General features: G+C 67.1%; 17 protein-coding genes. 8 read left to right on the forward strand and 9 right to left on the reverse strand.

Annotated elements, in window-relative coordinates; translation table 11 throughout:
- Window positions 1-73: 73 nt before the first annotated feature.
- The 5 genes from JCQ34_RS07750 to JCQ34_RS07770 all read right to left on the reverse strand — a co-directional run bounded on the left by JCQ34_RS07750 (window position 74) and on the right by JCQ34_RS07770 (window position 6191).
- Window positions 74-502: an OsmC family protein gene (locus JCQ34_RS07750; RefSeq protein ID WP_286403400.1), complete on the reverse strand. Its 429-nt coding sequence runs from the start codon at window positions 500-502 to the stop codon at window positions 74-76.
- A gap of 135 nt (window positions 503-637) precedes the next feature.
- On the reverse strand, window positions 638-991 hold the full coding sequence (locus tag JCQ34_RS07755) for a hypothetical protein (RefSeq protein WP_286403402.1): 354 nt from the start codon (window positions 989-991) through the stop codon (window positions 638-640).
- A 149-nt stretch (window positions 992-1140) separates the two neighbouring features.
- Window positions 1141-2913: a 2-oxoglutarate dehydrogenase, E2 component, dihydrolipoamide succinyltransferase gene (sucB, locus tag JCQ34_RS07760; RefSeq protein ID WP_286403403.1), complete on the reverse strand. Its 1773-nt coding sequence runs from the start codon at window positions 2911-2913 to the stop codon at window positions 1141-1143.
- A 114-nt stretch (window positions 2914-3027) separates the two neighbouring features.
- Entirely contained in the window at window positions 3028-4413 is a 1386-nt protein-coding gene (gene lpdA, locus JCQ34_RS07765; protein ID WP_142134277.1) for a dihydrolipoyl dehydrogenase, read from the reverse strand.
- A gap of 254 nt (window positions 4414-4667) precedes the next feature.
- Window positions 4668-6191: a leucyl aminopeptidase gene (locus tag JCQ34_RS07770; RefSeq protein WP_286403406.1), complete on the reverse strand. Its 1524-nt coding sequence runs from the start codon at window positions 6189-6191 to the stop codon at window positions 4668-4670.
- A 257-nt stretch (window positions 6192-6448) separates the two neighbouring features.
- Here JCQ34_RS07770 and JCQ34_RS07775 point away from each other — a divergent pair, with 257 nt between their 5' ends.
- From JCQ34_RS07775 to JCQ34_RS07790, 4 genes are all read left to right on the forward strand, one after another.
- Window positions 6449-7387, forward strand: a complete 939-nt coding sequence (locus JCQ34_RS07775) for a proteasome assembly chaperone family protein (RefSeq protein ID WP_286403408.1) — start codon at window positions 6449-6451, stop codon at window positions 7385-7387.
- Window positions 7388-7438: 51 nt separating this feature from the next.
- Window positions 7439-8785, forward strand: coding sequence for an MFS transporter (locus tag JCQ34_RS07780; protein ID WP_286403410.1), 1347 nt, complete (start codon window positions 7439-7441; stop codon window positions 8783-8785).
- 123 nt (window positions 8786-8908) lie between these two features.
- Window positions 8909-10222 carry a DUF4192 family protein gene (locus tag JCQ34_RS07785; RefSeq protein ID WP_286403413.1) on the forward strand — a complete coding sequence of 438 codons (1314 nt, stop codon included), beginning with the start codon at window positions 8909-8911 and terminating at the stop codon, window positions 10220-10222.
- A 331-nt stretch (window positions 10223-10553) separates the two neighbouring features.
- The gene (locus JCQ34_RS07790) at window positions 10554-11861 is read left to right on the forward strand and encodes an RNA polymerase sigma factor (protein WP_142134267.1); all 1308 of its coding nucleotides are present in this window, start codon (window positions 10554-10556) and stop codon (window positions 11859-11861) included.
- 191 nt (window positions 11862-12052) lie between these two features.
- Here JCQ34_RS07790 and JCQ34_RS07795 read toward each other — a convergent pair whose 3' ends face one another.
- A complete protein-coding gene (locus JCQ34_RS07795; protein WP_013600696.1) occupies window positions 12053-12274 on the reverse strand; it encodes a DUF7455 domain-containing protein in 222 nt (73 codons plus the stop codon).
- Between the two features lie 256 nt (window positions 12275-12530).
- Between JCQ34_RS07795 and JCQ34_RS07800 the strand changes: the two genes are divergently transcribed.
- Window positions 12531-14639 (forward strand): DNA gyrase/topoisomerase IV subunit B, encoded by a 2109-nt coding sequence (locus JCQ34_RS07800; RefSeq protein ID WP_142134265.1) that lies wholly within the window; start codon window positions 12531-12533, stop codon window positions 14637-14639.
- A gap of 10 nt (window positions 14640-14649) precedes the next feature.
- On the opposite strand, the gene JCQ34_RS07805 is transcribed toward JCQ34_RS07800, so the two are convergent.
- Together JCQ34_RS07805 and JCQ34_RS07810 are read right to left on the reverse strand one after the other, a co-directional pair.
- A complete protein-coding gene (locus JCQ34_RS07805) occupies window positions 14650-15642 on the reverse strand; it encodes a M56 family metallopeptidase (RefSeq protein ID WP_286403418.1) in 993 nt (330 codons plus the stop codon).
- 6 nt (window positions 15643-15648) lie between these two features.
- Complete coding sequence (locus JCQ34_RS07810) at window positions 15649-16032, reverse strand: BlaI/MecI/CopY family transcriptional regulator (RefSeq protein WP_286403422.1); 384 nt, start codon at window positions 16030-16032, stop codon at window positions 15649-15651.
- Window positions 16033-16293: 261 nt separating this feature from the next.
- On the opposite strand from JCQ34_RS07810, the gene JCQ34_RS07815 reads away from it, so the two are divergent.
- Genes JCQ34_RS07815 through cydD form a run of 3 tightly spaced genes read left to right on the forward strand, consistent with a single transcriptional unit; the run spans window position 16294 to window position 22423 of the window.
- Entirely contained in the window at window positions 16294-17898 is a 1605-nt protein-coding gene (locus JCQ34_RS07815; protein WP_286403426.1) for a cytochrome ubiquinol oxidase subunit I, read from the forward strand.
- 15 nt (window positions 17899-17913) lie between these two features.
- A complete protein-coding gene (cydB, locus tag JCQ34_RS07820; RefSeq protein WP_286403428.1) occupies window positions 17914-18963 on the forward strand; it encodes a cytochrome d ubiquinol oxidase subunit II in 1050 nt (349 codons plus the stop codon).
- A gap of 1 nt (window position 18964) precedes the next feature.
- The gene (gene cydD / locus JCQ34_RS07825) at window positions 18965-22423 is read left to right on the forward strand and encodes a thiol reductant ABC exporter subunit CydD (RefSeq protein ID WP_286403431.1); all 3459 of its coding nucleotides are present in this window, start codon (window positions 18965-18967) and stop codon (window positions 22421-22423) included.
- Between the two features lie 43 nt (window positions 22424-22466).
- Here the strand turns inward: cydD and JCQ34_RS07830 are convergent, their stop codons facing one another.
- Window positions 22467-22985 (reverse strand): DinB family protein, encoded by a 519-nt coding sequence (locus tag JCQ34_RS07830; protein WP_286403434.1) that lies wholly within the window; start codon window positions 22983-22985, stop codon window positions 22467-22469.
- Between the last annotated feature and the right edge of the window lie 35 nt (window positions 22986-23020).

The following is a 23020-nucleotide window of genomic DNA, read 5'->3' on the forward strand; positions in this document are numbered from 1 at the left end:
AAGGCCCTGTCCTTCCGGTTTCCGGAAGGACAGGGCCTTTTGCGTTGCTCTGGGCCGGGTGGGCCCGGGACTGCTAGGACTGCAGCGTGGCGTCGAGGGTGATCTCGATGCCGGCCAGGGCCTGTGACACCGGGCAGCCCTTCTTGGCGGCCTCGGCAATGCGCTGGAAGTCTTTCTCGGAGATGCCGGGGATGCGCGCGACGAGGGTCAGGTGGCTGCCCGTGATGCCGGTGCCGGGCTGGAAGCCAACCTCCGACTTGGTGTTGACCTCATCCGGCGTGAAGCCCGCCTGGCTCAGTTCGTGGCTGAAGGCCATGGAGAAACATGCCGAGTGGGCGGCTGCGATCAGCTCTTCCGGGCTGGTCTTTCCGCCGGCGGCCTCGGTGCGCGCCTTCCAGGTGACATCGAAGGTGCCCAGGCCCGAGCTGTCCAGGGTGGTGTTGCCCGAGCCCTCGGTCAGGCTTCCGGTCCATACGGTGTGGGCGTTGCGTGTTGTAGCCATGTCTCTCCTCAACGTCGGTTCGATCCGGGTCCGGCAGCGTGGCCGGCCCACCGTTTCCCATCCTAGGGATCAGGTTCCCCCGGTGCACGGATTGTCCGCTCTCAGAGGATTATGACCGGCACCCCGGCGTCGGTGTTACTGCCAGATGGTGGCGATGGCGATGTTGAGCAGGGCCAGGCCGCCGACGCCGTGGGCGAGTCCGGTGGAAACGGGCTGCCCGTTCTTGACCTTGCGCGAGCCGATGATGGCCAGGACGGCAACCACGATGGCGATGACGAACTTGATGCCCAGCTTGGCGTAGTTGGGGTCCTTGTCCGGCAGGAACGGAAGGATGCCCATCATGGCGATGCCGGTGAGCAGTTGCAGGAAGGCGCCGTCACGCTGGCGCGGGTGCACGGTGGGGGTCCGCATCGTGGCGATCCAGTAGCCCACGATCATGGCCGCGCCCACCACATGCAGGAAAACCAGGATGTTGAAGAGAATAGTCATGGCTCCAGCTTAGCCAGTCATTTCTACCGTCTGTAGCAAAGCCGCGCAGGCCGGCGCATAGCCGGCTGCCTGTTAAACTGCGACGGCGGCGCGCACCGCAGGTGGTCGTCCCACCGTTGGCGCCCGCCGCCGTCGTTCGTGGCTGGCTGCTAGAGTCCCAGGTCCGCTTCGAACGCGCCTTCTTCGAGGCGTGCCTTCAGGGTCTGGAGGAACCGGCCTGCGTCCGCGCCGTCCACCAGGCGGTGGTCGTACGTCAGGGACAGGTACATCATGGAGCGGATGGCGATCGAGTCGTCACCGTTTTCGTCAGCAACCACCACGGGGCGCTTGACGATGGCGCCGGTGCCCAGGATGCCAACCTGCGGCTGGTTGATGATCGGGGTGTCGAACAGCGCGCCCACCGAACCGATGTTGGTGATGCTGAACGTGCCGCCGGACAGTTCGTCCGGACCGATCTTGCCGTCGCGGGTGCGGGAAGCAACGTCGGCGATCTTGCCGGCCAGGCCGGCAAGGTTCAGGTTGCCGGCGTCCGCGATGACCGGAACAAGGAGGCCCTTGTCCGTGTCGACAGCGATCGCCAGGTGCTCGGCGTTGTGGTAGGTGATCTCCTGCTTTTCCTCGTCGTAGGCAGCGTTGAGCTTGGGGTGCTGCTTGAGGGCCTCGGCAACGGCCTTGGCGATGAAGGGCAGGAAGGTCAGCTTGGTGCCATTCTGGGCCTGGAACGAGTTCTTGGCACGGGCACGCAGCTTGGCGACCTTGGTCATGTCCACTTCGTGGACCTGGGTCAGCTGGGTGGAGATTTCCAGCGACTCGCGCATGCGCCGGGCGATGACCTGGCGGATGCGGGGAGCCTTTTGGGTGGTGCCGCGCAGCGACGAGGCTGCTGCGCCGGATGGAGCCGGGGCGGAGGCGGCAGGGGCTGCTGCCGGAGCCGCAGCGGGTGCGGCCTTGGCCTCGGCGGCGGCGATGACATCCTGCTTGCGGATGCGGCCACCAACACCGGTGCCGGAGAGGCTGGAGATGTCCACGCCGTGCTGGTTGGCCAGCTTGCGGACCAGGGGAGTGACGTAGCCGGACTCGGATCCGCCGGCCGGTGCTGCTTCCTGGGCTGCCGGAGCAGCAGGAGCCTGGGCGGCGGGAGCCGGGGCAGCCTGGGGTGCAGCCTGCTCGGGGGCCTGCTGGGCAGGAACGGCCTGGGCGGGAGCGGTCTGCGCAGGAGCGGACTCTGCCGGAGCGGGCTTGGGGGCTTCCTGCTGGGGAGCGGCGGGTGCAGCCTGCGGAGCTGCGGCAGCGGGAGCGCCCGAGCCAATGACGGCGAGTACGGAGCCAACCTCGGCGGTCTCGTCCTCGTTGACGCGGATTTCCTGCAGGGTGCCGGCGACGGGAGACGGGATCTCGGTGTCTACCTTGTCGGTGGAAACTTCCAGCAACGGCTCGTCCACCTCGACGGAGTCGCCGACGGCCTTGAGCCAGCGGGTGACGGTGCCTTCGGTGACGCTTTCACCAAGTGCGGGGAGGGTGACCTCGTGGCTTTCGCCGCCGCCGGCAGCGGGTGCTTCTGCGGCAGGTGCCTCCTGCGCGGGAGCTGCTTCAGCCGGTGCTTCCTGTGCGGGAGCGGCTGCAGGTGCCTCTTCGGCGGGAGCAGCAGCGGGGGCTTCTTCTGCGGGGGCAGAACCGCCGCCGGAGCCGTCACCGATGCGCACCAGCGGTGCACCTACCTCGGCGGTCTCATCTTCAGCGACCAGGATTTCTTCAATCACGCCAGCTACAGGAGAGGGGATTTCAGTGTCTACTTTGTCGGTGGAGACTTCGAGCAGCGGCTCGTCCACCTCTACCCGGTCACCTACCTGCTTGAGCCAGCGGGTGACGGTTCCTTCGGTGACACTCTCACCGAGGGCGGGCAAGTTAACGGATTCAGACATGTCGTCCCCGTTCTCCTTATTGATCTTTAGTGCGAATGGTTGCTGCCTTGTTGGAAGCCTAGTGCACCCGGTCTGCGCGACCGGGTGCACCGGGCCTGGTAATGCCGGCGAAAATCAGCCGTGGAGCGGCTTGCCGGCCAGTGCCAGGTGGGCTTCGCCGAGGGCTTCGTTCTGGGTGGGGTGCGCGTGCACCAGCTGTGCCACATCCTCCGGGTAGGCTTCCCAGTTCACGATCAGCTGGGCCTCGCCCACCTGCTCGCCCATGCGGGCGCCGATCATGTGGACGCCCACCACGGGGCCGTCCTTCTGGCGGACCAGCTTGATCAGGCCCGAGGTGCCAAGGATGGAGCTCTTGCCGTTGCCGGCCAGGTTGTACTCCTGGGTCTGCACCTGGTCCTCGCCGAACTTTTCCTTGGCAGCCTTCTCGGTGTAGCCGACGGTGGCGATTTCGGGCTCGGAATAGGTGACCTTGGGGATGTTGATGTCCTCGACCACTACAGGCTTCAGGCCGGCAATTTCCTCGGCCACGAAGATGCCCTGCTGGTAGCCGCGGTGGGCCAGCTGCACACCGGGGACGATGTCACCCACGGCGTAGATGTTGCCTACGCCGGTGTGCAGGCGCTCGTTGGTGATGACGAAGCCGCGGTCGATGGTGACGCCAGCTTCCTCGTAGCCCAGGTTGGCCGTGACGGGGCCACGGCCGACGGCGACCAGCAGCAGGTCCGCTTCGAACGTCTTGCCGTCCACCAGGGTGACCTTGACGCCGTCGTCATTCTGCTCGACGCCCTGGAAGAAAACGCCGGTGGAGAACTTGATGCCGCGCTTCTTGAAGGCACGCTCGAAGTTCTTGATGATCGTGGCGTCCTCGTTGGGAACGAGGGAGGGCAGTCCTTCGACGATGGTCACGTCCACGCCGAACGACTTCCAGACCGAGGCGAACTCGACGCCGATGACGCCGCCGCCCAGGATGATGGCGCTCTTGGGGATGGTGTCCATGGTGAGGGCCTGGTCGGAGGTGATGACCTTGCCGCCGATTTCCAGGCCGGGAAGGGTGCGCGAGTAGGAGCCGGTGGCCAGGACGATGTTCTTGCCCTTGTAGGCGGTGCCGTTCACCACGATTGTGTCGGTGCCCTGCAGCTTGCCTTCACCCTCGATGACGGTGATGCCCTTCTTGGACTTGATCAGACCCTGCAGGCCCTTGTACTTGCCGGCGATGATGCCGTCCTTGTACGCGTTGACGGCGTTGATGTCGATGCCGTCGAGGGTGACGTTCACGCCGTACTTGGCGGAGTCACGGGCGTGGTCGGCCAGCTCTGCGGAGTGCAGCAGGGCCTTGGTGGGGATGCAGCCGTTGTGGAGGCAGGTGCCGCCCAGCTTGGCCTTCTCCACGAGGCCGACGGTGAGGCCGAGCTGTACCGCACGCAGCGCTGCAGCGTACCCGCCGCTGCCGCCACCGAGTACCAGGATGTCGAATTCTTGCGCAGTTGCCTGATCGGCCACTAAAACGCTCCCTCGCGTGAACGATGACGCGATCAGCGCGCATCATCTGGTCTTGGAACTTGCACTGCCGTGATTATGTCAGCAGGGCAACTCTCTTGCATTTGTGACTACCGTGGTTCACCTTAGCGAACCACCTATCCATGCTCCACCTTGGCGCTGCGTTTGTGGAGCGCTTGTGTCCAGTGTCACGCGGCCCTGTGGCACAGGAATCACCTGCGCCGCAGGGCCGCGTGACACCTGGCCGGCAGCCTTGCCTAAGCCGCGGCCAGGATGTCCTCCACGTACGCAATGAGGGTACGGACGGTGCATCCGGTGCCCTGCTTGTGCGTGTAGCCGTACGGGCTGCCGTTATTAAAGGACGGTCCTGCAATATCGATGTGCGCCCAGGGGATCTGTTCGCCCGCTTTGTCCTTACCCACGAACTCGCGCAGGAACACGGCAGCGGTCATCATTCCGCCGTGCCGTTCGCCGATGTTGGCTAGGTCGGCAACCTGGGAGTCCAGGGTGGGGCGCAGTTCCTCCGGCAGGGGCATGGGCCACACCAGCTCGCCGGCGCGGTCCGCCGCGGCCTTGAGCGCGCCCGTGACGCTGTCCGAGCCCATGACGCCGGCGGTACGGTTGCCCAGTGCGATCAGCTGCGCGCCGGTGAGGGTTGCGACGTCGATGATGGCATCCGGGTATTCGCGGCTGGCGGCGACGATGCCGTCCGCCATGACCAGGCGGCCCTCGGCGTCGGTATTGAGGACCTCCACCGTCTTGCCGCCGAACATGGTCAGGACGTCGGCAGGACGTGACGCTCCGCCACCGGGCATGTTCTCTGCGATGCAGAGCCAGGCGGTCGCCTTGACCGGCAGGCCCAGGCCGGCGAGGGCCAGGACAGTGTTAAGGACGACGGCGGCACCGGCCATGTCGCTCTTCATGTCGCCCATGTTGAGGGCCGGCTTGAGGGAGATTCCGCCGGTGTCGAAGGTGATCCCCTTGCCCACCAGGGCAACCTTGGCGGTGGCCTTCGCGGGGGAGTACTCAACCTTGACCAGCCGCGGCTGCCGCGTGGAGCCCTTGCCCACGCCCATGATGCCGCCGAAGCCTTCCTTTTCAAGGCGCTTCTCGTCCCAGACCGTGACCTTGACGGGCAGGCCCTTGGCCAGGTCCTTGGCGGCCTCGGCGAACGATTCGGGGTAAAGGTGGCTCGGCGGGGTGTTGACCAGGGACCGGGTGGCATTAACGGCCTTGGCCACCAGGCCGGCCCGCTTCAGTGCCGCCTCCAGCTCCGGCGTGCCGGCCAGCTCGTTGAAGATGACGGCATTGCGCACCGGGTCCTTAAGTCCGTCGGAGGAGGACCGGAACTCGGTGAAGGAGTAGGCGCCCAGGGCGGCACCCTCGGCGACGGCCGTGACGTCCTGTACCGTCGCCGTCGGGAATGCCAGGGTGACCGTGGCCAGGCCGGCCAGCTGCCGGACGGCCGATCCAGCTGCCCGGCGGAGCGACTCGCCCGTGAGCGGCCCGTTGGCGGGAACCTTGCCGACGCCGGCCAGGACCAGGATGCCGGCCCCGGTCTCGGGCAGGCCGGGCAGGCGGACCAGCTGGTCCGCGGCGCCGGTGACACCCAGTGCCTTGAGGGAGTCCGCGAGGGCCTCGGCGGACTTTGCGGTCAGGGGGTTATCCAACAGGACCGGCCCGTCAGTTCCCTGGCCCACCCCGATGACCACTGCATCACTGGGGTTCTTCTTCAGGTCCCGCGCGACGGTACTAAGGTTGACTTCAGTATTCTTGACCACAGGGATGAGTCCTCAATTCTCGAAACGTTCGGGCAGGGATGCATGTTGGGCGCTCTGCCATGGTGGCCCGGATCCGGCCGTTCTGGACGGTCCCCGGGGTGCGTGCAAGCCCGCCTGGCAGGCCAGTTCCGATCGTAGCCCTTCCCCGGCGCCGCAGGAGAATTTCCTGAGAGGTGCGCCACACCGGCTGATGGAATGCCGGGTGGCCCCGCCGCGTTATGAATGATGTCCACCCGCACCCCTGAAAGGAACATGCCGTGCTTGAACGGATTTCCGGCTCCCTGCTGGACCCCGACGCGCTTTATGCCAGCAACATCGAGCTGTTCCACAGCCCCGAACTCCAGGGGCTGAACCTGGTGATGGGTTTCACCGGATTCGCCGACGCAGGCCACGTGGTGAAGCAGATCAACGCAGAACTGCTGGACTCCCTCGATGCCCAGCCCGTTGCCGTCTTCGACGCCGACCAACTGATCGACTACAGGTCACGGCGCCCACACCTGAGCTTCGTCGAAGACCATATCCAGGACTACCAGGAGCCTCGGCTGGCCCTTTACCGGCTGGTGGATGGACTGGGAAAGCCGTTCCTCCTCCTGGCCGGCTTCGAACCCGACCTGCAGTGGGAACGGTTCGCCCGCGCCGTGGTGAACATCGTGGAGAAGCTGGACGTCAACCTCGTCACCTGGATCCACTCCATTCCCATGCCCGTGCCGCACACCCGCCCCGTGGGGGTGACGGTGCACGGGAACCGGCCGGAACTCATCGAGGGCATCTCGGTGTGGAAACCCACGGTCGAAGTTCCCGCCGCCGTCGGGCACATCCTGGAGCTGCGCCTCGTGGAAGCCGGACGGAATGTCGCCGGCTACGTCATCCACGCGCCGCACTACCTTGCCGAAGCCGAGTACCCCACCGCCGCCGTCGCCGGGCTGGAATACCTGGGCGCCGCCACGTCCCTGATGCTGCCCACCGACCGGCTTCGCGAGTCAGGCCGCGAGGTCAGCCGCCAGATCGCCGAGCAGATCGAAGCGTCGGAGGAAGTCCAGCAGGTGGTGTCCCGCCTCGAAACCCGGTACGACGAAAAATCCGACGGCATCGTGCGCAGGTCGCTGCTGGCCAACGAGAATGATGAGCTTCCGGACGCCGATGACCTGGGCGCAGCCGTGGAGGCCTACCTGGCCAGGGAGAACCCGGGGCAGTAGCGCTGGTCACAACGCCCCGGAAAGCGGCGTCCCGCCGGGCATAATGAAGTGGTGACTGCACCCCGCGCCTGGCTTATCTGGACCATCGGAATTTTTGGGTACCTGGTGGCCGTGGCGCAGCGGACCTCGTTCGGCGTGGTGGGCCTTGAAGCTACCGAACGCTTCCACGCCACGGCGTCGGCCATCTCCTTCTTCACTGTCCTGCAACTGCTGGTCTACGCGGGACTCCAGATTCCCGTGGGCCTGCTGGTGGACAGGCTTGGTTCGCGCGTCATGATCGCCGGCGGTGCGGTCCTGATGGGGCTGGGACAGCTGCAGTTGGCGTTTGCCGACAGCATCCCCGGGGGAGTCCTGGGCCGCGTCCTGGTGGGTGCCGGCGACGCGATGACCTTCATCTCGGTCATCCGGCTCATACCGCTCTGGTTCGCTCCCGCCCGCGTCCCGCTGGTAACCCAACTGACCGGCATGTCCGGCCAGTTGGGGCAATTGTTCAGCGTCCTGCCCTTCGCAACGGTCCTGCACCTGTCCGGCTGGACCCCCGCTTTCCTGATGCTGGCGGGAATGTCCGGAGTCGCCGTCGTACTGGTCGTCCTGCTGCTGCAGGACGCTCCCCCCGGCACCGAGCGGCCGCACGCCCGGCAGGGGCTTCGGGCAACCGGGGCCTCGCTGGCCCGCGCCTGGAGCCAGCCCGGCACGCGGCTGGGGATGTGGAGCCACTTCACCATCCAGTTCAGCGGAACCGTCTTTGCCATGACCTGGGGCTACCCGTTCCTGATTTCCGGGCAGGGCCTGGACGCAGGCACTGTTGCCGCACTGATGGCGCTCTATGTCGCCGCGGCCATGGCGGCGGGCCCCTTCATTGGGCGTTTCGTTTCGCGCCACCCACTGCGCCGCTCCACCATGGTGCTGCTGATTGCCGGCGCCACGGCAGCAGCATGGGCGGCCGTACTGCTGCTGCCCGGGCGGGCTCCGCTGTGGTTGCTGGCCGGACTTGTGGTGGTGCTGGCCATCGGGGGTCCTGGTTCGATGATCGGCTTCGACTTCGCCCGGACCTTCAACCCGGCGCATCGAATCGGCACTGCCACCGGGATCGTGAACGTCGGCGGCTTCATCGCTGCCCTGGTGTCCATCTTCCTGATCGGCCTGGTGCTCGATGTCCTCTACGCCACCGGGTTCTCGCAGGGGGTGCTGTACGGTTTGGAGCCCTTCCGCCTGGCCCTGAGCGTCCAGTTCCTGCTGCTGGCTCTCGGCGCCGCCGCCATTGTGGCCTCGCGGCGGAAAGTGCGCCGGCAGATGGCGGCCCAGGGGATTGTAGTGCCGCCGTTGCGCAGCGCCCTGGCCCGGCAGCGCCGGGAAAGCCTGGCGCGCCGCCGCCAGCCGGCGCGCACCGACGACTGAGGCGTTTTCGTTCCTTCCTTTGCCGCAGATCCTCCTTCTGTCACTGTTCCTCCACCGGGCCGTTTGCCCACATAGCTGAACTTGCCCCTGCCCGCGGCAGCGCCGGCGGCGAAAGCTGGAGCCATGACAGCTCCAGAACGATTAACAATCCGCGGGCCGGAAGACATTCTTGGCTTCATTCCACACAGCCTGGGGTACTGGCCCGCTTCCAGCCTGGTGGCCATGACGCTGCACGGCACCAGGCTTGGCGCCACGCTGCGGCTTGATCTTCCGTCACCCGACGGGCCAGGCGATCCTTTCGGGTTTGCCGGCGCCGTCCGGCGCTACCTTGAGTCAGACCAGGATGCCGACGGCGCGCTGCTGGCCGTCTTCACCACTGACGCCGGAATGGTCCCGCCGAGCGCCTACGACCTCCTTATCTCCACAGTGCAGTGTTCCCTTGACGAAGGCGGGATGCCGGTCCGTGCTGCCTGGTTTGTGGGCGATGACTATTGGCGGGACGCCCTGTGCAGCGATGGTTCATGTTGCCCGCTTCCGGGGCGTCCGGTGCAGGAGATCCGGGACAGCATGCTGAATACGGAAATGGTCTACCGGGGGAGCAGCGTCGGCCCGGCACCAAGGGCCGGCAGCGCACCTGAAGCGGCGGTGCCTGCCATGCACCTGGCCGCGGTCCTTGAAGCCCAGGCCGGCTGGCAAGAGGAGTTGGGATGGCGGTCCCGAAGCCGTGCGCAGTTCAAGGCCGTGCTCGGCTTTTGGCAGATGCTGCTGGACCGGGCCCCGGCGGATGCCGGGGTGCCTGATATCGAGCGGGATGCCTTTCTTCGTGCCACGCTCCTGGTCCCCACGTGGCGGGATGCCGTGATGGTGATGGCCGCCGCGGGCAGGAGCGCTGCCGAAGCCGGCGCCGAACAGTTCAACGTCTTTGCGGAAGGAGATGACGGGGGCGGCGCCGACGAGTCCGTGGTGTTGCTGCCGCTGCTGATGCCGGCCGATTTCCCCCTCCGGGCCTTGCCAGTGGGCAAACCGCGGACGGAAACGGCAGGAGGACGGGCAGCTGCCTTTCGCCCGCCGCGCCGGACTACGGAAGGCGTGGCCCGCTCCGGTTCCGTTCCAGCCGGCTACGGCGAGGTGCTCATGGGTGTTGCGCCCGACGTTCCCGACTGGGCAGGCCTGGAAGCACTGGACCGGGTCCTCGGGCAATTGGCTGTGCTGGGAGGGCAGGCTGCTGCCGCGGCGCTGACCATGCGCGGCTGGGTGGCGTGGTGCCGGGGCCGCGGTTCCTACGCTGCCGCCCACCTGGAGCAGGCCCTCGAGCTGGAGCCGGAATACCGGCTCGCCGAACTTCTGCTGGATCTCGTGGGCAGGGGAACGCTTTGTGGCTGGGCGGCGCGCAAGGAGGCGGCCTGGCAGAAGTTCGGGGAAGACACTGCCGGGTGAAAGCCGGGCGCTGTGAGGGGCGGGCGGCCGGAGTCAGGAGCGGGATATACCGGCCGGCATGGGCAAGACCTTCAGCAAGTGGCGGGACCGGATGGAAGCAGGGGAAGCCGGATCCAGGCAAATCATGAGACAATGGATGCCGAGACCCGGTTGGGTCCGTGTATCGAGTGCTTGTAGCGGTCCCCGCCAGGGAACAATACAGCTGCTCCGGGAGTTGTCTTAAGTGACTCTGCCGGCCGTGGTGGCGCTTGGTTTTCATCACGGACTTGACAGGGTCATAGTGGTGTTGCCCGTATGGTGATTCCACAGACCACCGCTAGAAAGGTTTTCTGTGACCCCGTCTTCCACGAAGAAGGATTCCGCCGCCCAGGATGTCTTGTCCCCTGAGGAGAAGCAGGCCGCGACCAATGCCAAGCGGGCAGCTACGCGGGCAGCCAACAAGGCTTCGGCCGGCGCGGCTCCAGCGGACGGCAAGCGCGAGCCCAAGAAGCGTGGGCCCAAGCCTGGCGCCAAGGCTGCAGCAGAGGCTGCAGGAAAGTCCGCCGTTGATGCGGACGAGGTCGAGGACGCTGAGGAAGACCTCGACGTCCTCGAAGGCCCGGACGCAGTAGAGGATGCTGATACCGACGCCGATCCCGTCAAGGGTGCAGTGGGCAGCGGCAAGGGCTTTGTCTACTCCGACGCAGATGATGACGATGCCCCCGTGCAGCAGGTCATGTCTGCCGGCGCAACGGCCGACCCCGTCAAGGACTATTTGAAGCAGATCGGTAAGGTGGCACTGCTCAACGCCGAGCAGGAAGTTGACCTTGCGCTGCGGATCGAAGCCGGGCTGTTCGCCGAGGAAAAGATCGCCGCTGACGACGGCTCCATGGATCCGAAGTACAAGCGTGAACTCGAATTCATCATCCACGACGGCAAGCGCGCCAAGAACCACCTGCTGGAAGCCAACCTCCGCCTGGTGGTCTCACTGGCCAAGCGCTACACCGGCCGCGGCATGCTGTTCCTGGACCTGATCCAGGAAGGCAACCTGGGCCTGATCCGCGCCGTGGAGAAGTTCGACTACACCAAGGGCTTCAAGTTCTCCACGTACGCCACCTGGTGGATCCGCCAGGCCATCACCCGCGCCATGGCTGACCAGGCCCGCACCATTCGTATCCCGGTGCACATGGTTGAAGTCATCAACAAGCTGGCACGTGTTCAGCGCCAGATGCTGCAGGACCTGGGCCGTGAACCCACGCCTGAAGAACTGGCACTGGAACTGGACATGACCCCCGAGAAGGTGGTCGAGGTCCAGAAGTACGGCCGCGAACCCATTTCGCTGCACACGCCCCTGGGCGAGGACGGCGATTCAGAGTTCGGTGACCTGATCGAGGACTCCGAGGCCGTTGTTCCGGCTGACGCCGTGAGCTTCACCCTCCTGCAGGAGCAGCTGCACTCCGTGCTGGACACCCTCTCCGAACGCGAGGCCGGCGTGGTTGCCATGCGGTTCGGCCTGACTGACGGACAGCCGAAGACTTTAGACGAAATCGGCAAGGTCTATGGCGTCACCCGCGAGCGGATCCGCCAGATCGAATCAAAGACCATGTCCAAGCTGCGCCACCCCTCCAGGTCGCAGGTCCTGCGGGACTACCTGGACTAGGTCCACCGGACGACTCAAACCGTACGAACCGGCAGGGGCCGGGCCGGACCCACCTTCTGGTGGCTCCCGCCCGGCCCCTGCTTTTCTGCTTGTACTTTCACAGGAAAATTCCGGTGGCGTGCCGTTAAACGCCTGCGGGGCCCTTCCGTTCTGGAAGGGCCCCGCAGGGTTCGTTGTTACCGATGCCTCATCTAGTCGATTTCCACGGCAGCTTTCTCATGAAGCTTTCCCGTCTCATCGTGCCAGTCGGAGCTCAAGGGCTTGAGCGTTGCCTCGACTGCACGGGCGTGGTGGCCGCAGAACAGCAGTTCACCGCCGGAGGACTCGAGTACAACCCGCACATATGCCTGGGCTCCGCAACGGTCGCACCGGTCGAGTGCGTTGAGTGTGCGATCTGCCACTGCTGTTGTCATATCGGCCTCCTTAGTAGATCAGTACATCTATATAACCAGCATTCGTATCCAAACCATCGCAAGGATGGGGCAAGTTCGCTGTGCGCGTATCCGCAAGGTTCGGTCAAGAAAGGCCAAGTTCCGCCCGTCACGGACACTGGTGGCACGGCGCACAGCCGCCGGCGGGTGTGGCAAACGGCTCCAGCCGCCGCTGCCGATTACCCTAGAAGGTGCGGTCCCAGTGCCGCGTCCACGTTCCTGAAGGAGTTCTTTACCAGTGGCACCTAGCTCTGAGTACACCGCCCGGCACCTCTCCGTCCTGGAGGGCCTCGAGGCCGTTCGCAAGCGCCCGGGCATGTACATCGGCTCAACCGACTCGCGCGGCCTTATGCACTGCCTCTGGGAAATCATCGACAACTCCGTGGACGAGGCCCTGGCCGGATTTGGTCACGACATCCGCATCATCCTGCATGCGGACAACTCCGTGGAAATCCACGACGACGGCCGCGGCATCCCGATCGACAAGGAGCCCAAGACGGGACTTACCGGCGTCGAGGTGGTCTTCACCAAGCTGCACGCGGGCGGAAAGTTCGGCGGCGGGTCCTACACCGCCTCGGGCGGCCTGCACGGCGTGGGCGCCTCGGTGGTTAACGCCCTGTCCTCGCGCCTGGACGTCGAGGTGGACCGCGGCGGCAAGACCTATCGGATGTCCTTCCGCCGTGGTGAACCCGGCCGCTTTAAGGACACCGGTTCCCGGCTGGACCCGGCCGCGCCATTCACGCCGTTCGTCAACGACTCCGTCCTGGACGTGGTGGGCAAGGCCAAGCGCGGCGTCACCGGCACCAGGATCCGCTACTGGGCGGACCGGCAGATCTTCACGCCCGATGCCAAGTTCTCCTACGAGGATCTCGTGGCCCGGGCCCGCCAGACCTCCTTCCTGGTGCCCGGCCTCAAGCTCACGGTGCGGGACGAGCGCAGGCTGGCCGGGACTCCCGGTGAAGCGGGCCCCCACGAGGAGGTCTTCCACCACGACGGCGGCATCTCCGAGTTCGTCGAGTTCCTCGCCGCCGATCCCGCCGTCACCGATGTGTGGCGGCTGCATGGCTCAGGGAAGTTCAAGGAGACCGTCCCGGTCCTCGACGAACGTGGCCACAGCCAGTTGGCCGAAGTTGAGCGTGACTGCGAGGTGGACGTGGCGCTCCGCTGGGGAATCGGCTACGACAGCACTGTGCGGAGCTTCGTGAACATCATCGCCACCCCCAAGGGCGGCACGCACCAATCGGGGTTTGAACAGGCGCTGATCAAGACCTTCCGCAAGGCGGTGGAAGCCAACGCCCGCAAACTGAAGGCCGGCAACGACAAGATCGAAAAGGACGACATCTTCGCCGGCCTGACGGCAGTGCTGACCGTCCGGCTCGCTGAGCCGCAGTTCGAGGGCCAGACCAAGGAAATCCTGGGTACCAGCGCCGTCCGCGCCATCGTGGCCCGCGTGGTGGAAAAGGAGATCTCCGCCAAGCTGTCCGCCAGCAACCGGAATGACAAGGCCCAGTCCGCGCTGTTGCTGGAAAAGATCGTCAACGAGATGAAGTCCCGCATCTCGGCGCGTGTGCACAAGGAGACCCAACGGCGCAAGAATGCGCTGGAAACCTCCTCCATGCCCACCAAGCTCGCCGACTGCCGGACGGACGACGTCGAACGTTCCGAACTGTTCATCGTGGAAGGTGATTCCGCGCTGGGCACCGCCAAGCTGGCCCGCTCCTCCGACTTCCAGGCCCTGCTGCCCATCCGCGGCAAAATCCTCAACGTCCAGAAGGCATCGGTGGGGGACATGCTCTCCAACGCCGAATGCGCAGCCCTCATCCAGGTAGTGGGCGCAGGCTCCGGCCGCAGCTTCGACATCAGCGCCGCCCGCTACGGCAAGGTGATCCTGATGACGGACGCCGACGTTGACGGCGCCCACATCCGGACCCTGCTGCTGACCTTGTTCTTCCGCTACATGCGGCCCATGATCCTTGAAGGCAGGGTGTTCGCCGCGGTGCCCCCGCTGCACCGCGTGGAGGTGATCAACGCCGGCCAAAAGGCCAACGAGATGATCTACACCTACTCCGAAGCCGAACTGCACGTGCTGCTGGCCCGCCTGGCCAAGGAAGGCAAGCGGTACAAGGAACCGATCCAGCGCTACAAGGGCCTGGGGGAGATGGACGCCGAGCAGCTGGCCGAAACCACCATGGATCCCCGGCACCGCACCCTGCGCAAGGTGGGGATCGAAAACGCGCAACAGGCTGAGGAGATTTTCGACCTGCTGATGGGCTCGGACGTGTCGCCGCGCAAGGACTTTATCATCGCCGGCGCCTCAAGCCTGGACCGGGAGCGCATCGACGCCTGACGGCGGCGGGTCAGCCGAGCAGTCCGGGAACCACCAGGAGCGCGGTGGGCAGCGCGAGCAGCAGGACGCTGCCTGCCATAACGGCGCTGCGGAGGGCGGAAGGAAGCGGAGGCTGGGGCGTCAGGAGCCGGCTGACACGGGAAGCTGCGGTGCGGACCGCATCCGAACCGGATCCGCCCGACGCCGCCTCAAGCCCGGACAGGGCCAGCGTGGGCGAGGATGGCCGGACGCTTCCGGCGCCGGCCTCCGTGGCGGAACCGCTGGCCACGATGGCGATGGCCTTGATGAGGGTGGCTTTGCTCTCGGTCCGCAGGGCGACATCATCGGCCAGCATCTCGATGAGGGAGTTCACGGATTCCTGGGCAAGCCGGGTGGTGGGCAGCCACGGAAGGGCCTGCCGCCACGCGGCGAAGGCCCAGAGCAGGAGGTGGTGCCGCTGGCTCAGGTGGGCGTTCTCGTGAATCAGCACGGCCCGAAGTTCTGCCGGTTCGAGCGCCGCCATCAGGCCGTCCGACAGGACTGTCACGGAACGCGCGCCGCCGGGAAGGCAGTACGCCACGGGGGAGTCGTGGCTGATGACCAGGGTCCCGGCGTCCTGGCCGGAGGGCGACGCCAGCAGGGCAAGCATTTCGCGGTGCCGCCGCCGCTGCCGCTGGATCTTGTAGTACGTCAGCAGCAGGGTGAACACCAGGTGGACGGTGAGCAGGGCGGCAGTGGACAGGGCAAAGATGTGCCAGAACCCCAGGGCTGTAGTGGGGGCGTTGAAAAGCACCATGCCGGCAAGGCCGCGGAGGCCTGCGATGAGGTTGTCGCCGATGGGCTCCAGGCCGTAGACCAACATGGCGCCGATCATGGACAGCCCGCCTGCTAGCGCGATCGCCTGCCACAGCAGCATGGCCGTGAACGGCGACCTGGCCGGCCATTGCGCCCGTGACAGGAGGATCGGCACCGGCCACGCCAGGACTATCGCAAGGACCGCCAGCAGGTATGAGGCCCAGAACATGGTGTGTTAGACGCGGCCCAGAAGTTTGCGCAGCGTCTCGGCTTCACCTTCGGACACCGACCCGATGAACCGGGCCAGGACGGCCTCGCGGTCCGGGGCGGATCCAAGGACCTCGTGCATGAGTTCCGCGGTGTGGTCTGCACGGCTGGACACAGCCTGGTAGCGGTGGGGGCGGGTGCCGCGTTCGCGCTCAACCAGGCCCTTCTTCTCCAGGCGGGAAAGTACGGTGAGCACCGTGGTGACGGCCAGTTCCTTGCCTTCGTGGCCAGAGCCGCCCTGCGCCGCCGACGTGCGCGCCAACTGATCCCTCAGGGTATTGGCCGTAGCCGCTTCCTGGCCCGCCCAGAGCAGGTCCATCACTGCCCGTTCCAGTTCACCAAGACTCGCCATGTCACTTTTCCTTTATTTCCCCGCACCGTGCGCCGTAGGGCACCCGGTGACGTCACGCGGTTGTTCAACTACACAACTAAATTTACCCCGAAAACTCCCAACCTTCTACATGGGGTAGAACATCTGGCGCGCCGCGCCCCGACGCGCGATCCTAGGGGAGGGCGGGAAGTTTCCGTCCGTCGTCGAGGATGTTCTACACTTTGTAGAAGTTGGAGTTCTACGAAGCGTAGAAAACTGCAGTTGCTAACAGTAGGGACCGCCATGGACGCCTTGGAAATCGCACGCTGGCAATTCGGCATCACCACCGTCTACCACTTCATGATGGTGCCGCTGACCATCGGCCTGGGGCTGGTGGTGGCCGTCATCCAGACAGCCTGGTACCGCACCGGGAAGCCCGAATACCTGCGCATGACCAAGTTCTGGGGAAAGCTGTTCCTCATCAACTTCATCATGGGCGTGGCCACGGGCATCGTCCAGGAGTTCCAGTTCGGCATGGCCTGGAGCGAGTACAGCCGCTTCGTGGGGGACGTCTTCGGTGCGCCCCTGGCCCTTGAGGCGCTCCTGGCCTTCTTCGTCGAGTCCACCTTCCTGGGCCTGTGGATCTTCGGCTGGAAGCAGCTCAAGCCGGCCATCCACCTCGCCTGCCTCTGGGTGGCGGTCATCGGATCAGCGCTCTCCGCCTACTTCATCATCGTGGCCAACAGCTGGATGCAGCACCCGGTGGGGGTGGAGATGATTAACGGCCGGCCCGTCATGACCGACGCCTGGGCTGTCTTCACCAACAACACCGCGCTCGTGGCCGTCCCGCACACCCTGTTCGGCGCCCTCGCCGTTGCCGGCGGCTTCCTCCTGGGCATCGCCTGGTACCACCTGTGGCGGCGGCGGCAGGACGGCGTGGACACCGTGGGCGCCGACGGCCGGGTGGTGCCGGGTGAAGACATCCGCATCCCCGGCCGTGACCGGGCCGACCACAACGTATGGATCCGGTCCCTGCGCATCGGCGCCGTGGTGGCCATGATCTCCTTTGCCGGCACCGCCGTCACAGGCGACCTCCAGGGCAAGCTGATGTTCCAGCAGCAGCCTATGAAGATGGCCGCCGCGGAGGCGGCGTGCCACGACGGCACCGGCTTCTCCGTCCTGAGCGTCGGCAACGTGGGCTCGAAGAACTGCGACGACGTCGTGGCCGTGATCGAGGTCCCCGGCATCCTCTCCTTCCTGGCCAAGGGCGATTTCACCACTGAGGTTAAGGGCGTGAACAGCCTGCTCCCCGAGTACAAGGAGAAGTACGGCACCAACCTCCCCGACAATCCGATCTACGGGGACCGCGCCGGCCAGGAGATCCAGTACGTGCCCGTCATGGAGGTCACCTACTGGGGCTTTCGGATGATGATCGGCTTCGGCGGCCTTGCCGCCCTGGCTGCACTGGTGGCCCTCTGGCTCACCCGCAAGGGGACGGTGCCTGAGTCACGGTGGCTGATGCGGCTGGCAGTCTTCGGCATCCTGGCTCCCTTCGGCGCCAACGCAGCCGGCTGGATCTTTACCGAAATGGGTCGCCAGCCGTTCGTCGTGGCGCCTAACCCGGATCCCAGCGGCATCGACCAGGTCTTCATGTTTACCGCCGCCGCCGTATCCCCGGGTGTCTCCGCAGGGGAACTCATTGCCTCGCTGGTGGCGCTGACCGCCGTGTACGCCGTCCTGCTGGTGGTGGAAGTGAAACTCCTGGTCAAGTACATCCGCGGCGGCGTGGTTTCCGCGATGCCGGAACTCGCGCACGCACCTGCGGACGAGAACGAGGACCAGACGCCCAACCCCGGCGGCAACGGTGAATCCAAACCCGCCGACGACGTCCTGGCCTTCGCCTACTAGCAGAGGAAACAAACAATGGAACTGCTTCCCACCATATGGTTCATCGCCATCGCGGTGCTGTGGACCGGCTACCTCTTCCTGGAGGGCTTCGACCTGGGGGTCGGGATGCTGATGAAGCTCTTCGCCCGTAACAATACGGAGCGCCGCGTACTGCTGAACACCATCGGACCCGTCTGGGACGGCAACGAGGTTTGGCTGCTGACCGCCGGCGGCGCCACCTTCGCCGCCTTCCCCCTCTGGTACGCGTCGCTGTTCTCCGCGCTCTACCTGCCGCTGCTGGTGGTCCTGCTGGCGCTGATCTTCCGTGCGGTCGCGTTCGAGTACCGGGGCAAGGTGGACACTGACAGCTGGCGGAACCGGTGGGACTGGGCCATCGCGCTGGGATCCTTCTTCGCGGCTTTCGGCGTGGGCGCCGCCCTGGCCCTCACCACCACCGGCCTTCCGCTGAACGCCAACGGCGACCGGGAAGGCGGCCCCATGGCCTGGTTCAGCGGTTACGCACTGCTGGGCGGACTCGCCGTCGTGGGTTTCTCACTCCTCCACGCCCTGGCCTTCCTGGCCCTCAAGACCGACGGCGAGGTCCGGCACCGTGCCCGCCAGTGGGTCGTGCGGCTCCTGCCGGTCCTGCTCCTGCCCATCGCGGCATGGGCCCTTGCCATCCAGTTCCTGGACGGCAAGCCGTGGACCTGGGCCGCCGTCGTGCTGGCCGTTGGCGCTGCCGCCACCGCCTGGTGGCTGGCCCGGAACGGTTCCGAAGGCAGGGCCTTCCTGGCCCTTGGTGCCTTCCTGGTCCTGGGCACCGCATCCATCTTCGGGGCCGTGTTCCCGGTGGTGCTGCCTTCCACGCTGGACGGCGCCTTTGACCTCACCATCTCCAACGCCTCATCCTCGGACTACACACTGGGCCTGATGAGCATCGTGGCGGCCTTTGGGCTTCCCCTGGTGATTGCCTACCAGGCCTGGACCTACTGGGTGTTCCGCCGCCGCGTCAGTGCCGCCCACATTCCCGAAGCGCACAGCTTCCTCCCTGCCATCGCCGCCAAGGCCTTCACCACAAAGGGCTGACGTGCGGCCGACCTTCCCCACGGGGCCGGCCACCCGGTCCGCAATTTACTGGCTGGGACTGCTGGCCGCGCTCAAGGCCCTGTCCCTGGTCCTCATCGGCCAGGCGGTGGCCTCCGTCCTTGCGGGGCTCGCCGCCGGGAACCCTGCCTGGTCGGAGCAGCTCACCGCCGGCCTGGCCGGCGTCGTCCTGCGCTCCCTGACCGTCTGGGGGCAGGCTGTCGCCGCCCGCCGCGCGGCCCTCGGGGTCAAGGAGGAGCTCCGCGCGGAGCTGCTGGAGCGGGCCCTGCGCGGCGGGGTGCGGGGGACCGGCCCCGGCGACGGTGGCCTGGCCGTCCTGGCCACCCGCGGCCTGGATGCGCTGGACAGCTACTACACGCAGTTCCTGCCTGCGCTGGTCAACTGCGCTGCCGTTCCGCTGCTGCTGGGGGCCCGGATCCTCTTTGCGGACTGGGTCAGCGCGCTGGTCATTGTGCTGACAGTCCCGTTGATCCCGGTGTTCATGGTGCTGATCGGCCGGTACACCGAGGACAGCGTGCGGCAGGCCCAGGCCTCGCTGGCACGGTTGTCTGGTCACATGCTGGAGCTCGCCAAGGGCCTGCCGGTCCTGGTGGGGCTGGGCAGGGCCACGGCCCAGCGCAAGGCTCTGGAGGAGATCTCCGAGGAATACCGCTCGCGCACCATGGGCACCCTCCGGACCGCGTTCCTGTCCGCCCTGGCCCTGGAACTCATCGCCACCATCTCGGTGGCCGTGGTGGCGGTCTTCATTGGCGTCCGGCTGGTCCATGGCGGCATGCCGCTGGAGGCGGGCCTGCTGGCACTCCTCCTGGCCCCGGACTGCTACCTTCCGCTGCGGGAACTGGGCACCGCCCACCACGCCAGCGACGACGGCCGGGTGGCGCTCGCGGAAACCGCAGCCGTGACCGGTGCGCCGGAGCCTACGCCCCTGCCGGCTGCCAAGGCCGGCAGGCCGGGCGCTCCACTGGAGGTCACCGCACTCACGGTGACCTATCCCGGACGGGCCGGAGCCGCCGTCGGCCCCCTCACCTTCACCGCACCACAGGACAGGATCACCGCCCTGGACGGTCCCAGCGGCGCCGGCAAGAGCACTGTCCTTGGCGTACTGGCAGGCACCATCGGCAACGCCGGCGGAACGGCCAGGACAGGAACCAGCGCAGGAACCAGCATCACCGGGTCCATCAGGGGGCTGGACCGCCGTGCCGTGGCCTGGGTACCCCAGCATCCCGTCATGGTGGCCAACACCGTCCTGGACGAGGTGCTGCTGTACCTCTCGCCGGATTCCACCCATGGCCCGGACCGCTTCGCCGCCGAAGACGCAGCCCGCCGTTGCCTGGAGCGCGCAGGAGCCGGGCACCTGGCCGGCAAGCACCCGGCGGAGCTGAGCCCGGGCGAGCTGCGGCGCGTGGCCCTGGCCCGCGGCCTGGCCAGGATCGACGCCGGTGCCACCCTCCTGCTCCTGGACGAGCCCACGGCGCACCTGGACGACGCCTCGGCCGTCATCGTCGAGAACGCCATCCGGCGGCTCCGCGGCCAGGCCACCGTAATCCTGGTGGCCCACAACCGGCGCACCCGGCAGTTGGCAGACCTCTTGGTGCCGGTGCGGCCCGCGGGCACGGCAACGCCGACGCCGGATGCGGGCGTTGCTGTGTTCCCGCCGGGCCGCGCCGACACCACGGCGAGCGCAAGGTCCATGGACACGCCCGTCACAGAGGCTGGTGTCGACGACGGAACGGAAGCCAGGCATCCCAGGGTCGTCGGCCCCGCTCCCAGTGCCGCTCCCGGCGCCGGCCGCCTCCTGGCCGCCCTCCTCGCACCGGTCCGTGGGAAGTTCGCGGCAGCGGCCTTTGTCGGCACGCTGGCGGCCGTCTTCGCCGTCGCGCTTTCCGGCCTGTCCGGCTGGCTCATTATCCGCGCCAGCGAGCAGCCGCCTATCCTCTACCTCCTGACGGCCATTGTCGGCGTCCGGTTCTTCGGCATCGGCCGCGCGGTGTTCCGCTATTGGGAGCGCCTGCTGCTGCATGATGCCGTATTCGCCGCCTTGACCCGGCTCCGCGGCAGGCTGTGGGAGTCCCTGAGCCGCCGGGCGCTGTCACTGCGCCGGCTCCTGCAGGGCGGCAATGTGCTGGGCACGGTCATCGACGACGTCGACACCGTCCGGGACCTCCTGCCGCGCGTGGTCCTGCCGCCTGTCACGGCGCTTGCGGTGTCCGTCCTGGCCGTGGCCGCCACCGGAGCCTTGGTGCCGGCCGCCCTTCCCGCAGTGCTTGGGGCAGCCGTCAGCGGCCTGCTGCTGGCGCCCGCGGCCGCCGTGTGGGGTGACCGGAAGTCCGCCGCTGCCGAGCAGGCCCTGCGCTCCGGCGTCCTGCGCCGCGTCACGGCCGCCCTGGATGCGCGGGCCGAACTGCATGCCAACGGTGTGGCGCCCCGCGTCCTTGACGCGCTGCTGGCTGAGGACCGGGATGCCACCCGCGCCTCCCAGCGGTCCGCCTGGGCCGACGGGCTGGGGCACGCCGTCGCCACCGCCGCCTGCGGTGCCGCTGCCCTGGCTGCGGCCTTGCTGGCAGGGCCGGAGGTCCTCGCAGCCCGCGTTGCCCCGGCTACCGCGGCCGTGGTGGTCCTGCTGCTGCTGGCGCTGGTGGAGCCTTACGCTGCGATGACGACGGCGGTGCGCCAGTTCCCGGCGCTGCGTGCGGTTATGCGTCGCGTGGGGGAGTCGGGGGCCCTTGCCGGAGGCGGCGAGGCGACTGACGGGCTGCAGTCCGTTCCTGCCAGGGCCGGCGGTGCGCCAGGCGTCGAGTTGGTGGACCTGGCCGCGGCCTGGCCGGGAGGCTCACCGGTCTTCTCGGGCGTGGACGCGTCGGCAGCGCCGGGGCGCTGGCTGGCGGTCACCGGGCCGTCAGGGTCCGGAAAATCGACGCTGCTCTCGGTGCTGCTGGGCTTCCTGCCGCCCGCTGCAGGCCAGGTGCGGGTCACCGGCCGGGCGGCGTGGTGCCCGCAGGAAGCACACCTGTTCGATTCCACCATCCGCGGAAACCTGCTGCTGGGCAGGCCGTCCACCGACGGTGCCGCCGCGGCACGTGACGAAGAGCTGGAAGCCGTCCTGGCCGCCGTCGGACTTTCCGGGCTGGTACGCCGGCTGCCGGCGGGGCTGGACACCCGAATCGGGCCCGGCGGTGCGTTCCTCAGCGGCGGCGAGCGCCAGCGCCTGGCCGTGGCGCGGACCCTGCTGACCGGCGCGGAGGTGGTCCTGCTGGATGAGCCCACCACCCACCTTGATGCCGAATCCGCGGCCGCCATGCTCGCGGACCTGCGTTCGGGCCTGCGGGACCGCACGGTGGTGCTGGTGACCCACAATGCGGCTGATATCCAGGCCGGGGATGGACGCCTTGACCTGTCAGCATTCTCCGGACAGGCGCGCGCATCCCTGGCGCGTTCCCGCTGACCTCTACCGCTCAAGCCCGGAAGGCGCCGGGAAGGCCGTGCGCCTAGCCGTTGACGTCGTGCAGGTGATGGACGACGTCGTGCAGGAAGTATTGGGAGAGTGTCAGGACGGTGAACTCGGAGCCGTTGCTGCGCAGCCCCTTGCGTCCCCAGTCCTCTTCGGGGACACCGGCGAAGGACTCGGCCGCCTCATGTCCTTCTGCCGCCAGTTCTGGGCCCACTTCCGACGGGTCGGCGTTGGCGTAGTCTTTTTCGAGCGCTGTCAGGTCCTGGTCCCAGTCCGCGAAGCGGGCGTCATCCGCCGTGAGCATCAGGTTCAGCCGCTGGCCGAAAAGGGTGAAAACGTCCCGCACGTGGCAGGCGTACTCAACCGCCGACCAGGTGTCGTCGTTGGGGCGCTCCGCCGCATCCGGCCGGCGCAGGACGGCCAGCCAACGCGGGATCATGCTTTCGATGCTGCCCGGGACCGTTGCCGGTGTGGCGGAGGAGGCGTCGAAGGAGCATTCCGGGCAGGGGCGGGACAGGACCCAGGTCCAGTCCTTGGCATCAGGAACGATAGGCATGGGAGCAGTCTAAGCGGTGCGGGCTGCGCCACTGT

The sequence above is a fragment of the Pseudarthrobacter defluvii genome, from assembly GCF_030323865.1.
Classification (GTDB): Bacteria; Actinomycetota; Actinomycetes; order Actinomycetales; family Micrococcaceae; genus Arthrobacter; species Arthrobacter sedimenti.

Excerpts from the sequence above, each read along its gene's own strand:
- JCQ34_RS07750 (WP_286403400.1), bottom strand. The coding sequence starts at position 502 with ATGGCTACAACACGCAACGCCCACACCGTATGGACCGGAAGCCTGACC.
- JCQ34_RS07755 (WP_286403402.1), bottom strand. The coding sequence starts at position 991 with ATGACTATTCTCTTCAACATCCTGGTTTTCCTGCATGTGGTGGGCGCG.
- sucB (WP_286403403.1), bottom strand. The coding sequence starts at position 2,913 with ATGTCTGAATCCGTTAACTTGCCCGCCCTCGGTGAGAGTGTCACCGAA.
- JCQ34_RS07785 (WP_286403413.1), top strand. The coding sequence starts at position 8,909 with ATGACAGCTCCAGAACGATTAACAATCCGCGGGCCGGAAGACATTCTT.
- JCQ34_RS07795 (WP_013600696.1), bottom strand. The coding sequence starts at position 12,274 with ATGACAACAGCAGTGGCAGATCGCACACTCAACGCACTCGACCGGTGC.
- JCQ34_RS07805 (WP_286403418.1), bottom strand. The coding sequence starts at position 15,642 with ATGTTCTGGGCCTCATACCTGCTGGCGGTCCTTGCGATAGTCCTGGCG.
- JCQ34_RS07810 (WP_286403422.1), bottom strand. The coding sequence starts at position 16,032 with ATGGCGAGTCTTGGTGAACTGGAACGGGCAGTGATGGACCTGCTCTGG.
- JCQ34_RS07815 (WP_286403426.1), top strand. The coding sequence starts at position 16,294 with ATGGACGCCTTGGAAATCGCACGCTGGCAATTCGGCATCACCACCGTC.
- cydB (WP_286403428.1), top strand. The coding sequence starts at position 17,914 with ATGGAACTGCTTCCCACCATATGGTTCATCGCCATCGCGGTGCTGTGG.
- JCQ34_RS07830 (WP_286403434.1), bottom strand. The coding sequence starts at position 22,985 with ATGCCTATCGTTCCTGATGCCAAGGACTGGACCTGGGTCCTGTCCCGC.